Below are 12,300 nucleotides of genomic sequence, written 5' to 3' on the forward strand. Positions count from 1 at the left end.
GACGGTGCCGAAGGGGCCGGGGCCAGGTTTCGACGCCCACCCCGCCGGGCGTCGGTCGTCCGCGGCACCGTCGTGGCTGGGCGCACTTCCCCGCGCCCCTGCGTCTGCGGGGCGCCGCCGAGCGCCGGGTTCCCTCAGGCCGGTTCCTCTCGGGCCAGGGTGGTGATGATCGCGTCCAGGAATCCGGGGGCCGCCTTGTGGAGGTCGTCACTCCGCAGGCGGTGGCCCCGTGACCCGCCGACCATGACGGGGCGCAGCACGCCCGCGTCCACCAGGACCTTGAAGTGATGGGTCGCCGTCGACTTGCTCAGGCCCTCGTAGAGGGCCCCGCACGAGTCTTCTTCGCCGGGGCTGGAAGCCAGCCGCCGCACCATTTCCAGGCGCGCGGGATCCGCCAGGGCGCGCAGCAGCTTCTGCATGCCGCCGACGGGCGGCAACTGATCGGCGGGCACTTCCCAGCGTGACATCACACCTCCAAGTTTGACGCCCATCGTACTTCAACCTAGCCTCCCGAAGTACGATCCGCATCAAACATCGAAGGAGTCGCCTTGCGCACGTCCTCCGAGCGCCCTCCGCAGAGGTGGCGCTACCCGGCTCTCCTGGTCCTGCTCATGCTGGGACAGGCGACCTCGGCCATCCCCTCCCCGCTGTACTCCGTCTATGCGGAGAAGTGGCACTATCCGCCCGTCACGACCACCGTCGTCTTCGGCGCCTACGGAGTCATGGCGCTGGTGGCCATCTTGTTCTCCGGGCACGTGTCGGACCGTTTCGGCCGCCGGCCGGTCCTCATCACCGGGCTGCTTCTCGTGCTCGCCGGTCTCGTGGTCTTCGTCTTCGCCGGGGGTCCCGCCTACCTGATCGCGGCGCGGATGCTCAACGGCCTCGGCATCGGCGCGATCGTCGTCGTGGGCGGCGCCGCGCTGCTGGACGTGCGCCCGAACGACACGGCACGGACCGGGACACTGACCGCCATCGTGTTCAACCTCGGCATCGCCGTCGCGGCGCTCGGCAGTGCGGCCCTCGCCCAGACGGACGTCCACCCGCTGCTCGTCCCCTACCTCGCCGACGGCTTCGTCGCGCTCGTCCTGCTGGTGCTCATGGTGCGGATGCGCGAGCCGCACCCCGGTGCCGGCGCCGCGCCCCTGAGGGTGCCGCGGCCGGAGGTTCCCAAGGAGGTGCGCGGACGATTCGTCTTCGCCGTGACCGGTGCCGGCGCCGCCTGGGCCGTGCTCGGGGTGTGCTTCTCCCTGGAGCCGTCGATCGCCTCCCACGCCTCGGACATCGAAGGACCACTGTTCGGCGGCATCATCATCGCCGCCTTGACGGTGACCGCCGCGATCGCCCAGATCGCCGGCGGCCGCTTTCCGGCCCGGCAAGTCGCCCTCGTCGGAGACACGGCGCTCGCGCTGCTGATGCTCGTCGGGACGGCCGCGTTCATGACGGGCCACGCCGTCCTCATCGCCGTGACCGTCGCGCTCCAAGGCGGCGCCTACGGACTCGCGTTCGGCGGATCGCTGCGCCATCTGACCGCGCAGATCCCCGCCGAGCGCCGCGGCGCCGTCATGTCGGCGTTCTACCTCATCGCCTACACCGCTCTCATCGTGCCCAGCCTCCTCGTGGGCATCGGCGCGACGGTGTGGTCCGACGCCTCGGTCTTCCCGGTCTTCTCCGTGCTGGCGGCGCTGCTGTGCGGCTGCGCCGTGCTCGCGGAGAGGTTCCTCGGCCGTCGTGACCGGCGCGACACGCAGGTGCGCCCCGTGGGCGGACCGGAGCGCGCGACGACGTCGAACAGCGAAGGCGCCGCCCGGACTTGAGGGCCCGAGGGTCAGCTCTCAGGCGCCCGCCGGGCCGGCTTCCAGTCCTCGGCGAGGAGGCCGAGCAGCACCTCGTCAAGGAACTCGCCCATCACCCAGGCCGCGGAGCGCAGCACGCCCTCGCGGACGAAGCCGTTGCGCTCGGCGGAGCGCAGCATCGCGGCGTTGTCCGACAGCGTCTCGATCTGCAGCCGGCGCAGGCCGCGCACGACGAAACCGTAGTGGCACAGCACCGCGACCACATCGGTGCCGTAGCCCTTGCCGCGGGAGGTAGGCAGCAGTCCAAGACCGATGTGCGCGGACCGGTTGTGGAGGTCGATGCCCCACAGCACCGCGCTGCCGATCAGCGTGCCGCCGCCCAGCTCGACCACGGAGAACGGGACGTGCCCCTGTTCCTTGTCGTCCACCACGAACTGCGAGTTCTTCGAACCGGGCGTGATCGGCCGCCACGGTTGGTCGTCGGACCGCGAGAAGTTGACCACGTCGTCGTGCAGTTGTCTGTGCAGGATCGGGATGTCGTCCTCGTGCCGGGCCCTGAGCCCGACCTTGCTGCCTCTTAGCATGCGAGCTTCCTATCCGAGCAGGCTCTGGGGCGGCAAGCCGATAAACGGCGCCGGGGCGCCCGGGGTCGGCCGGGCGCCCCGGCGTGCCCTGCCGGCCGGGTTCAGCCGGTGAGCACGGTCAGTCCCTCCGGGGCCCGGGTGCGCACCGTGCCGTCCGCGGCCAACGTGATGTCGAGACGTTCTCCGCCGGCCTCAAGACCGGTGACCGTGAGCGGTCCGAAGGAGCGGGCGAATCCGGGTGCCACGGTGATCGTGCCGCCGGGTACGTCCGCGTCCAGGCCCAGCGCGGCCCGCAGCACATGCACCGACGACGCCGCCGCCCAGGCCTGCGGGCGGCAGGACGCGGGGTAGGGGGCGGGCCGCTCCGCGGCCCGGTCGCCGTGGCCGGCGAAGAGTTCGGGCAGCCGCGCGTCGAAGGCCGTCGACGCGGTCAGCAGGCCCGCGGCAAGGGACGCCGCCGCCTCCGCGAAACCGGCCCTGACCAGGCCGTGCACGGCGATCGCCGTGTCGTGCGGCCAGATGGAACCAATGTGGTAGCCGTACGGGTTGAAGCCCGTCGCCGCGCTGCTGAGGGTGCGCAGACCATGGCCGGAGTCGAGGTCGGGGCGGGTCAGGCGGGCGGCCAGCAGCGCGCTCTCCTCCTGGTTCAGCAGGCCCGTGCCGAGGAGGTGCCCGAATCCGGAGGTGACCGCGTCGACGGGCCCGCCGTCGCGGTCGAGCGCGAGCGCCGGATAGGGGCCGTCGGCGTCCTCGACCCAGAAGCGCTCGCGGAAGCGGGTGGCGAGCCGTTCGGCCCACTCCTCCCAGGCGTCGGCGCCGGGCCGGCCGAACGCCCGCAGCAGGGCCGCGCCGCCGCGCGCGGCCTCGTACGCGTACGCCTGGACCTCGCACAGCGCGATGGGCGGCTCGGCGAGGCGGCCGTCCTGGTGCCGTACCGAGTCGCCCGAGTCCTTCCAGCCCTGGTTGGCGAGGCCGCGGCCGGTCAGGTCCACATACTTCAGGAAGCCGTCACCGCCCGCGTCGCCGTGGTCGCGCATCCAGGCGAGCGCCGACTCGGCGTGCGGCAGGAGTTGTTCGACCTGCTCCGGGGCGAGGCCCCAGCGCCAGGCGTCGTGCAGCAGCGAGATCCACAGCGGGGTCGCGTCCACCGTGCCGTAGTACACCGGCGGCAGCGCGAAGGTGTCCGCGAACTCCTGGCTGCCGCGCCGCACTTCGTGCAGGATCTTGCCCGGCTGCTCCTCGGTGGCCGGGTCGACGACGGCGCCCTGGCGGCGAGCGAGGGTGCGCAGGGTGCCGGCGGCGAGTTCGGTGCCGAGCGGGAGCAGCATCCGTGCCGCCCACAGCGAGTCGCGGCCGAAGAGGGTGAGGAACCAGGGGGCGCCGGCGGCGAGGAACTGGTCCACGCGGCCGTCACGCGCCGTGCCGTCCTCGTCGGACCGCGGGTCGGTCAGACGCAGCCGGTCCAGGTCGGCCACCGACTGCCGCAGCCAGTGGTCGAAGCGGTGGTCCGCGGAGCGCAGCGCGGGGGTGCGCCACGGTACGGCGCCGGCCGGGGGCGCCGGGAACTGGTCGCCGTCCGCGTGGGCGGCCGTGCAGTGCAGCGTCGCCGTCCAGCGGGCGCCGGGGCCCAGGTCGATGTCGTAGGACAGGCTTCCGGTGCCGGGGTCGAGCCGGTCGGCGGCCGGCTCGGCGGCCAGTCGCACGGTGACGCCGTCGCGCGACCAGTCCAGGGTGCCGCCGTCCGCGGCCCGCGCCGGGACGAGGGCCGGGCGGTCGCCCGACTTGACGCGCTCCATGGGGGCCAGGTCGGTTCCGGCGGTGACGGTGAGCCGGAGGGTGATGTGGCGCCGGCCGGCGTTGACGACCGTGAACTCCTCCGTCAGCCGGCCGGCCGTGACGGTGCGCCCGCGGTGCAGTTCCACGGCCGGGTCGGCGGTGCTCTCGCCGAGCCCGCGCAGGATCGCCCGGAAACCGGCCCGGTCGGCGCCGTCGAAGCCGCCCGTGACGGGCACGAGCGGGATGCCGTCGGCCGCGACGGTCAGCCGGGACAGGGCCCTGACGTCGCCGTGGAAGAAGCCGTCGACGCCGTGCTCGATCTGCCCGTCCGGGCGGGAGAGCGCGAAGCTCGGCGCGCAGAGTGTGACGACCGCGTCGTGCAGGAACGGCTGCAGTCCCTCGGCGGTGTCCGCGGCCTCCGATTCCGGGTCGCCTGTGTCCTGGGGCTTGACAGTGGTGTCCAAAAGAGAAGAACCTCTCAGCGTTAGATCGTTCCAAAGACAGTAATCTGCTCGTCAGAGCGATGACAATGCCTTTGGAACGCTCAAATCGATCCACCAGGGCTCTACACGGCCCTTTCTCGTCGGAGACCCGTATGCCCCGCACCCCGCGTTCCCCGGCCGCACCGGGCCCGGTCACCCTCGCTATGGTCGCCCGCCGGGCCGGTGTCTCCCCGCAGACGGTGTCCAACGCGCTCAACTCCCCGCAGCTGCTGCGCCCCGAGACCCTGGAACGGGTGCGGCAGGCCGTCGACGAGATGGGCTACCGGCCGAGTCGCGCCGCGCAGACCTTGCGCACCCGCTCCAGCAAGCTGATCGGCTACGGCATCCAGCCCTCCCCGGCCGGCACCACGACCCCGATCATGGACCGTTTCCTGCACGCCCTGTCCCAGGCCGCTGACGAGGCCGGATACCGGATCCTGCTGTTCGCGAGCCCGCCGGGCGAGCCCACCCTTGAGGGCTACGAGGAACTGCTCGGACGGCACGAGGTCGACGGGTTCGTGCTCAGCGGGACCGCGCGCCACGACCCCCGTCAGACCTGGCTGGCCAAGCGGGGCGTGCCGTTCGTCGGCTTCGGACGGATGTGGTCGGGGCGGCCGGTCGGCGACTGGGTCGACGTGGACGGCGCCTCGGGCACGGATGCCGCGGTGGAGCACCTGGTCGCCCTCGGGCACCGGCGGATCGCCTTCCTCGGCTGGCCGCGCGGCTCCGATGTCGGTGACGACCGGGCCGCGGGCTGGCAGCGGGCGATGCGCCGGCACGGGCTGGCCACACGGGCGCGGCGCGCCCAGAGCGTGGACGACATCGAGGCCGCGCACGACGCGGTCAAACCGCTCCTGGACGCCGGCGCGACGGCCGTGGTCGCGGCCAGCGACACGCTGGCCCTCGGCTGCTACCACGCGCTGCGCGAGCGCGGGGCCGACCCGGGCCGGGACGTCGCCGTGATCGGCTTCGACGACTCACCGACCGCCGCGCTCGTGTCGCCCGCGCTGTCCTCGATCGAGCAGCCGCTGGAGGCGGTCGGCCGGGAGTGCCTGCGGCTGCTGCTGGCGCGGATGGCCGACGCCGGCGCGCCCCCGGAACGGGTGCTGCTGGCGCCGTCGCTGGTCGTGCGCGACAGCGTGCCCGGCGCGCGGGCGGGAGCCGACGGACCGGCAGCCCGCTAGCCGCCGCCCGCGAGGGCGCCGACGGCGCGAACCCGTACACCGGCCCGCACGGGCCCCGAACCTCTCCCCTTTCTCCTCCCCCACCCCGGGTCGCGGTCCGCCGCGGCGCCCGGGCGGAGCCGCACGTCCCACCCCGAGTACACGGAGGAAGCAATGACCACCCGTACGGCCGCCGCGGCCCTCGCCACCTGCGCGGCTCTGATGGCCGCCACCGGCTGTTCGTCGAGTTTCGGCGACGACAAGGAGACCGAGCAGGACAGCGGCGCCAAGCAGCACCTGACGGTGCTCATCGCCACGTCGGGCGACGCCGAGACCAAGGCCGTCAAGGACGCGGCCGCCGCGTACCAGAAGAAGTCCGGCAACACGGTGAGCGTCCAGGTCGCCAAGGACATGAACCAGCAGCTGGCGCAGTCCTTCGCCGGGCACAAGCCGCCGGACGTCTTCTACGTCAACTCCGACCAGTTCGCCAACTACGCGAAGGCGGGCTCGCTGTACGCGTACGGCGACCAGATCAAGGACGCGGACGACTTCTCGGCGCAGCTGCGCTCCTCCTTCACCTACGACGGGCAGCTGGTGTGCCTGCCCAAGGACACCTCCACGCTGGGTCTGGCCATCAACACCGAGCTGTGGCAGAAGGCCGGGCTGACCGACCGGGACCACCCGACCACCTGGGCCGAGCTGAAGCAGGTCGCGGGCAAGCTCAGCCGGGACGGGGTGACCGGACTCGTCACCACCAACGAGTACCAGCGGCTCGGCGTCTTCATGAAGGAGGCGGGCGGCTGGGTCACCGACGCGCGGCAGACGAAGATGACCGCCGCGGGCGCCAAGAACGCGCAGGGTCTCGCCTTCGCGCAGTCCCTGCTGAAGGCGGGCTCGATGAAGTACGCCACGGATGTCGACACCAGCTGGGGCGGCGAGGCGCTCGGCAAGGGCAAGGCCGCGATGACGATCGAGGGCAACTGGCTGGCCGGAGCGATGAAGGCCGACTACCCGGACGTCAAGTACAAGGTCGTGGAGCTGCCCGCGGGGCCGGCCGGCAAGGGCACGCTCGCCTTCAGCACCTGCTGGGGCGTGGCCGCCGAGAGCGCGCACCAGAAGGCCGCCGTGGATCTGGTGAAGTACCTCAGCTCCGGTGAGCAGCAGCTGAAGTTCGCGGACGCCTTCGGTGTCATGCCCTCCCGCACCAGCTCGCTCGCCACCTACGCGCAGCAGGTGCCGGAGGCCAAGGCATGGGTGGACGGCGCCGCGTACGCGCAGGGCCCGGTGACCATCGCCGGGTTCGACAAGGTGCTCGGCCAGTTCAACACCGATCTGCAGGCGCTGCGCACCGCCGACCCGAAGAAGATCCTCGCCGACCTCCAGAGCAACGGCGAGCAGGCGATGGCGAAGGGCGACTGAGCCGTCATGTCCCCCCGCACCACCCGCGCCGCGGACCAGCCCCGCGGCGACGGTTCCGCCGACTCCGGACGGCCGCCTGCGGCGGCACGTTCCCGGTCGACCGGTACGCCGGGCGCACCTGACGCGCCCGGCGGGGCCGGTCCCACCGCGGCGCCCCGCGCCGACCACGCCCCGCGCGCGGGGCGCCGCCGCGGTGAGGGCCCATGGGGCTGGCTGTTCGTCAGCCCCATGGTGCTCGTCCTCGGCCTGTTCCTGCTGCTGCCGATCCTGATGGCGCTGTGGGTGAGCCTGCTGCACTGGGACGGGCAGTCCAATCCGTTCAGCGGCGAGGCCGAGTTCGTGGGCCTGGACAACTACCAGGCGCTGCTGACCGAGGACGGTCTCGACCGCACCCTGTTCGCGACCTCGCTGCGCAACAACGCCTACTACGTGCTGCTGACCGTGCCGTTGCAGACGGCGCTGGCCCTGGTGCTGGCGCTCATCGTCAACCAGCGGCTGCTGCGCGCCCGCGGCGCCCTGCGCACCGCGTTCTTCTTCCCGTCGGTGACCAGCTCGATCGCGGTGTCCACCGTGTTCCTGTTCCTCTTCCAGGGCAGCGGGGCCGTGAACTCGCTGCTGTCCTGGATCGGGCTGAAGGGCCCGAACTGGTTCGCCGACCCGCGCGGGGTGCTCTCGCTGCTGCTGGGGGCGCTGGGCATCGTGGATCCCGACCATCCCTCGGGCGCGCTGGCCGACCACTCCTTCCTCGGTCTGTCCTGGTTCCAGTGGCTGTCCGGGCCGTCCGTCGCGATGTGCACGATCATCCTGCTCGCCGTGTGGACCACCTCCGGCACCTTCATGCTGATCTTCCTCGCGGCGCTCCAGGACATCCCGCGGGAGCTGGAGGAGTCGGCCGCCCTGGAGGGCGTCAACCGGTTCCAGATGCTGCGCCACATCACGCTGCCCGCGCTGCGGCCGGTGCTGTTCCTCGTGCTCACCCTGGGTCTCATCTCCACCTGGCAGGTCTTCGACCAGGTGTATGTGATGGGTCAGGGCGCTCCGGGCAACACCACGCTGACCCCGGCGTTCCTGTCGTACTCGTCCGCGTTCGACGACGCCGACTTCGGGCAGGGCGCGGCCATCGCGTTCATCATGCTCGCCCTGATCCTGTGCCTGACCGCGTTGCAGCGCTGGGCGTTCAGGGACCGCGACGCCCGCCCCGGGAGGAACCGATGACGTCGACGAAACGGGCCGTGCGCAGACAGCACTATCCGGTGCTCGGCCGGCATCCGCTGCCGCTGCGGATCGTGGGTTACGTCCTGGTGGCCGGGCTCGGGCTGCTGTACGTCCTGCCGTTCGTCCTGCAACTGGCGACCGGTTTCAAGACCGATCCCGATGCCGCGTCGCATCCGCTGTCGCTGGTGCCGGTCACCCCGACGACCGCCGCGTACCAGCGGCTGCTGGGGCTGAGCGAGTCCGGCGACGGGGTGCCGTTCCTGCGCTGGCTCGGCAACTCCGCGGTGGTCGCCGTCCTGGTCACCGCCGGGCGGGTGCTGTTCGACTCGATGGCCGGGTACGCGCTGGCCCGGCTGCGGTTCCCCGGGCGGGGCCTGCTGTTCGGGTTCGTGCTCGCGGTGATGGCGGTGCCCGGGGTGGCCCTGCTGATCCCGAAGTTCCTGGTCCTGAACACGTTCGGGCTGTTCGACACGTACACCGGCATGATCCTGCCGCTGATGGTGGACGCGGCGGGCATCTTCATCATGAAGCAGTTCTTCGAGTCGGTGCCCCGGGAGGTGGAGGAGGCGGCCCGGGTGGACGGTGCCGGCGTGTTCCGCACCTTCTGGTCCGTGGTGCTGCCGATGGCGAGGCCGGCGCTGCTGACGCTGACCATCCTGTCGTTCCAGAGTTCGTGGAACGAGTTCACGCACTTCCTGGTGGCCACGCAGTCCGCCCAGTACGAGACGCTCACGACGGGGCTCGCCCGGTTCGTCTCGGGCGGTCTGGGCGGCGGCACCCAGTACCCGCTGAAACTCGCCGCGGCCCTGCTGTCGACCCTGCCGGTGGCGGCGCTCTTCTTCTGCTTCCAGCGGTACTTCGTACAGGGCGCCAACGCGGGCGCGGTCAAGGAGTGACACCGGCACGGCAGCGGGCCTGAAGGTGTGCCGGCGGGATCGGCATCACGCCGCAGCGACGGCCGGGGCGGCGCGGTCATGGCCGGGCGGCCGGCCCGATCCCGGCATCGCCGCCCACCACGCGCAAGCACGTCGGCGACGCCCAGGAACACACCCCGGCCAACCACAACTCACCACAACCGACCGACGGAAGACCACGGCGGCCGCCGTGCGGGGGCGGGGGTGTCGGTGTCTGCGGGCATGTGGGCGAACGGCGAGCCCTGGTCGGGGGGTTATGCGGTGGGCGGGGTGGTGCGGAGCGAGTGGGCGGTGTCGGTCGGGTCGTAGTCGTCCGGGACGCCCTCGACCAGAATGATGTCGCCCTCGATGTGCCGGGCCCGCAGGGGCGCGATCTCCCGGTAGGCGGGCGAGTCCCACCAGGCCCGCGCCTCGGCGATCCCGGGAAAGGCGATCACCACGACGTGGCCAGGCCAGCCGCCCTCCACAACCTCGTGCCGCATGCCGTGCACGAGGAACCGTCCGCCGTGGGGCTCGAAGGTGGCCGTGATGCGCTCGATGTACTCGGCGATCTCGGGATGCGGGGCGGCTTCTTGCAGGTGGGCGATGGCGTAGGCGGGCATGACGGCTCCTTGCCGGTCGGTCCGTTCCCGGTACGCCCCGATCCTCGCGCGCGCCGGCGGCCGGGGTCGATTACCCGAGCGGTAATCGGCCCCGGCCGCCGGTGACGCGTCACACCGGCGCTACCGGGTGACCGGGGCGACCCGGAAGGTGCCGGAGCACACCTTCCAGCCGGCCGGCACCAGGACCGCGGTGCGGGAGGCCGGCGGATAGACCCGCAGATAGGTTCCGGTGGCCTGACAGGGCCCGCCGACGGGACCGTTGGTGGTGCGGATCACCGCGGACGCCGAGTGGGCGGGGGCGAGCGTCACGGTCGAGAGGGCCTGTCCGGTCCGGCCAGCGGCCGCGCCCACCTGGTGATGGGCGGCGTCGAGGACGCTGACGCCCGGGTAGCCGCGCAGGGCGCAGCCGGTGGTGCCGGTGTTGGTGAACCGGATCGGCCAGTACAGCGAGCCAGCGGCGCCCTCCTTGCGTCCCATGGAGACATACAGGTCGCTCACCGTGCAGGTGCGCGGGCCGGCCGGGGCCGCCGCCGCGGTCGTGGCCCAGGCGGCACCGGCCGCCGCGCCGCCCGTGAGGAGGGCGGTCGCCGAAGCGATCGCGACGCGCCGGGAGAGGTGTCGTGAGTGAAGAAACATGCCATACCACCCCTATCGGGTGAATGGGTGGATGTGTGTCACTCTCTTGGATGCACACGACCGACGAAAAGTTCTGCCGTCCGCCGGTTCCCCGACCCGCGGGCGGTGCCGGACGGGACATGCCGTGGACCGGAGCAATGAGCGGGGTGCGGCGGGCGGGCGCACCAGGCTGGCCCTCTTGTCGCCATCGCCGGGAGTTCCGTGTGTCCAGGCTGCTTGAGCCGAGCCGTCGGGCGTGTGCTGCGCCCGTCCGCCCCGCCTGCGCGTTCCGCGCCCGCCGGGCGCCCGCGCGGCTGGGCGAGCGGTGAGGCTTCGCGGTCATACCGCCCGGGCGGGCCGCGGCGAGGAGCGGGCGGGCGAGGCCGGCCGGACCCGGCCGCCGGCGCCGCCGGCCTGGCTGCGCTGGCTCCCGGTCGGGTACGTCGCCCTGGTCCTGGTGCTGGAGCCGCTGACCCCCGTGGAGTGGCCGGTGAGCTTCGCGCTCATCGCGCTGCCGCTGGTGGCGGCCTTCGCGTACGGCCCGGTCGTGGTCGCGGGCGGCACCGTGTTCGCCGTCCTGTTCGAGTGGATCCTGGCCGGCACCCCGTGCTGCGCGGGCCGGCACCTCGGCTACCAGTGGGACCCGCACTACGTGGCCGCCTACGTGTGCACGGCCCTGGTCGGTTTCCTCGGCACGGCGCTCGCCCGGCACAGGACGCGCCGCGAGCGTACGCTCGCCGATGTGCGCTTCGTGGCGGACATCGCGCAACAGGTCCTGCTCAGACCGGTTCCGCACCGGATCGGCGACCTCCGTCTGGAGAGCTTCTACCACTCCGCCTTCGCCGAGGCGCGCATCGGCGGCGACCTGTACGAGGCCGTGCCCACCGCGCACGGGGTACGGCTGCTCATCGGCGACGTCCGGGGCAAGGGGCTGCCCGCGGTGGAGACCGCGGCGACCCTGCTCGGCGCGTTCCGCGAGGCGGCGCACGACGAGCCCGACCTGCCCGCGCTGGCGGGCCGGGTGGAGACCAGCGTCACCCGCCGGGCGGATCAGCTGTCCGGGAGCGACGTGGGCGAACGGTTCGTCACGGCGGTGATCGCGGAGATCCGCACCGACGAGCGCACGGTGCGGGTCGTCAACTGCGGGCATCCGCCGCCGCTGCTCCTGAGGCCCGGCGAGGTGCGCGAACTGCACACGGGACGGTCCGCTCCGCCGCTGAACCTCGGGATGCTCGTCGGCGAGCCGTACCCCGTGGACGTCCATCCCTTCCTGCCCGGCGATCAGTTGCTGCTGTACACGGACGGCATCACGGAGACCCGCGACCGGGCCGGCGCCTTCTACCCGCTGCTGGAACGGCTGCGCTCCTGGGGGCCGCTGCCACCGCGGGAGCTGTTGGACCGGCTCCACCGCGATCTGCTGGAGTACAGCCACGACCGGCTGCGGGACGACATCGCCGCCCTGACGGTCGTGCTCCTCCCGCACAAGGGGGCGGGCGCCGCGTCCGCGCGACGCGGCCCATGACGTGCTGGGCGGGCATCGCGGGCATCACGTGGGATCCGTCGCTGCGGGTGCGCGCACCCCGGACGCCGGCCCTCCCCGGACGGCTGCGCCGCCGGCCCGGCTGGGCCGTGACGCCGGGCCGTGACAGCGGGCACGGCCGAGGGCCGGTGCCCGGCCCGGATCCGGTGCCGGGACCGGCCCCGCCGAGCGCGGTGACGCGCCGCGCGCGGCGGTCG

The 12,300-nt window shown here is 72.7% G+C and carries 11 protein-coding genes; 6 read left to right on the forward strand and 5 right to left on the reverse strand.

Going from position 1 to position 12,300, the window contains the following annotated elements; translation table 11 throughout:
• Positions 1 to 134: 134 nt before the first annotated feature.
• Positions 135 to 467 carry an ArsR/SmtB family transcription factor gene (locus AC27LF_RS06870; RefSeq protein ID WP_479663950.1) on the reverse strand — a complete coding sequence of 111 codons (333 nt, stop codon included), beginning with the start codon at positions 465 to 467 and terminating at the stop codon, positions 135 to 137.
• Between the two features lie 81 nt (positions 468 to 548).
• Between AC27LF_RS06870 and AC27LF_RS06875 the strand changes: the two genes are divergently transcribed.
• On the forward strand, positions 549 to 1,814 hold the full coding sequence (locus tag AC27LF_RS06875) for an MFS transporter (protein ID WP_479663951.1): 1,266 nt from the start codon (positions 549 to 551) through the stop codon (positions 1,812 to 1,814).
• Positions 1,815 to 1,825: 11 nt separating this feature from the next.
• Here the strand turns inward: AC27LF_RS06875 and AC27LF_RS06880 are convergent, their stop codons facing one another.
• Both AC27LF_RS06880 and AC27LF_RS06885 read right to left on the reverse strand, forming a co-directional pair.
• Positions 1,826 to 2,377 carry a GNAT family N-acetyltransferase gene (locus AC27LF_RS06880; protein WP_479663952.1) on the reverse strand — a complete coding sequence of 184 codons (552 nt, stop codon included), beginning with the start codon at positions 2,375 to 2,377 and terminating at the stop codon, positions 1,826 to 1,828.
• Positions 2,378 to 2,478: 101 nt separating this feature from the next.
• Positions 2,479 to 4,617 (reverse strand): amylo-alpha-1,6-glucosidase, encoded by a 2,139-nt coding sequence (locus AC27LF_RS06885; RefSeq protein WP_479663953.1) that lies wholly within the window; start codon positions 4,615 to 4,617, stop codon positions 2,479 to 2,481.
• 131 nt (positions 4,618 to 4,748) lie between these two features.
• Between AC27LF_RS06885 and AC27LF_RS06890 the strand changes: the two genes are divergently transcribed.
• The 4 genes from AC27LF_RS06890 to AC27LF_RS06905 all read left to right on the forward strand — a co-directional run bounded on the left by AC27LF_RS06890 (position 4,749) and on the right by AC27LF_RS06905 (position 9,328).
• Entirely contained in the window at positions 4,749 to 5,819 is a 1,071-nt protein-coding gene (locus tag AC27LF_RS06890; RefSeq protein ID WP_479663954.1) for a LacI family DNA-binding transcriptional regulator, read from the forward strand.
• Between the two features lie 153 nt (positions 5,820 to 5,972).
• Complete coding sequence (locus AC27LF_RS06895) at positions 5,973 to 7,217, forward strand: sugar ABC transporter substrate-binding protein (protein ID WP_479663955.1); 1,245 nt, start codon at positions 5,973 to 5,975, stop codon at positions 7,215 to 7,217.
• Positions 7,218 to 7,445: 228 nt separating this feature from the next.
• Positions 7,446 to 8,432, forward strand: a complete 987-nt coding sequence (locus AC27LF_RS06900; RefSeq protein ID WP_479663985.1) for a carbohydrate ABC transporter permease — start codon at positions 7,446 to 7,448, stop codon at positions 8,430 to 8,432.
• Positions 8,429 to 9,328, forward strand: a complete 900-nt coding sequence (locus AC27LF_RS06905) for a carbohydrate ABC transporter permease (protein WP_479663956.1) — start codon at positions 8,429 to 8,431, stop codon at positions 9,326 to 9,328. Before AC27LF_RS06900 ends, AC27LF_RS06905 begins: the two co-directional genes overlap by 4 nt.
• Before the next feature lie 272 nt (positions 9,329 to 9,600).
• Here the strand turns inward: AC27LF_RS06905 and AC27LF_RS06910 are convergent, their stop codons facing one another.
• Both AC27LF_RS06910 and AC27LF_RS06915 read right to left on the reverse strand, forming a co-directional pair.
• On the reverse strand, positions 9,601 to 9,948 hold the full coding sequence (locus tag AC27LF_RS06910) for a DUF1330 domain-containing protein (RefSeq protein WP_479663957.1): 348 nt from the start codon (positions 9,946 to 9,948) through the stop codon (positions 9,601 to 9,603).
• 120 nt (positions 9,949 to 10,068) lie between these two features.
• Entirely contained in the window at positions 10,069 to 10,584 is a 516-nt protein-coding gene (locus AC27LF_RS06915) for a DUF4232 domain-containing protein (RefSeq protein WP_479663958.1), read from the reverse strand.
• A gap of 304 nt (positions 10,585 to 10,888) precedes the next feature.
• Here AC27LF_RS06915 and AC27LF_RS06920 point away from each other — a divergent pair, with 304 nt between their 5' ends.
• Positions 10,889 to 12,085 (forward strand): PP2C family protein-serine/threonine phosphatase, encoded by a 1,197-nt coding sequence (locus tag AC27LF_RS06920; protein ID WP_479663959.1) that lies wholly within the window; start codon positions 10,889 to 10,891, stop codon positions 12,083 to 12,085.
• Positions 12,086 to 12,300: the final 215 nt, after the last annotated feature.

This window comes from Streptomyces diversicolor, from assembly GCF_057537855.1.

Bases quoted from the DNA above. Each gene is read 5' to 3' on its own strand.
- AC27LF_RS06870 (WP_479663950.1), bottom strand. From the start codon at position 467: ATGTCACGCTGGGAAGTGCCCGCCGATCAGTTGCCGCCCGTCGGCGGC.
- AC27LF_RS06880 (WP_479663952.1), bottom strand. From the start codon at position 2,377: ATGCTAAGAGGCAGCAAGGTCGGGCTCAGGGCCCGGCACGAGGACGAC.
- AC27LF_RS06890 (WP_479663954.1), top strand. From the start codon at position 4,749: ATGCCCCGCACCCCGCGTTCCCCGGCCGCACCGGGCCCGGTCACCCTC.
- AC27LF_RS06895 (WP_479663955.1), top strand. From the start codon at position 5,973: ATGACCACCCGTACGGCCGCCGCGGCCCTCGCCACCTGCGCGGCTCTG.
- AC27LF_RS06900 (WP_479663985.1), top strand. From the start codon at position 7,446: ATGGTGCTCGTCCTCGGCCTGTTCCTGCTGCTGCCGATCCTGATGGCG.
- AC27LF_RS06905 (WP_479663956.1), top strand. From the start codon at position 8,429: ATGACGTCGACGAAACGGGCCGTGCGCAGACAGCACTATCCGGTGCTC.
- AC27LF_RS06910 (WP_479663957.1), bottom strand. From the start codon at position 9,948: ATGCCCGCCTACGCCATCGCCCACCTGCAAGAAGCCGCCCCGCATCCC.
- AC27LF_RS06915 (WP_479663958.1), bottom strand. From the start codon at position 10,584: ATGTTTCTTCACTCACGACACCTCTCCCGGCGCGTCGCGATCGCTTCG.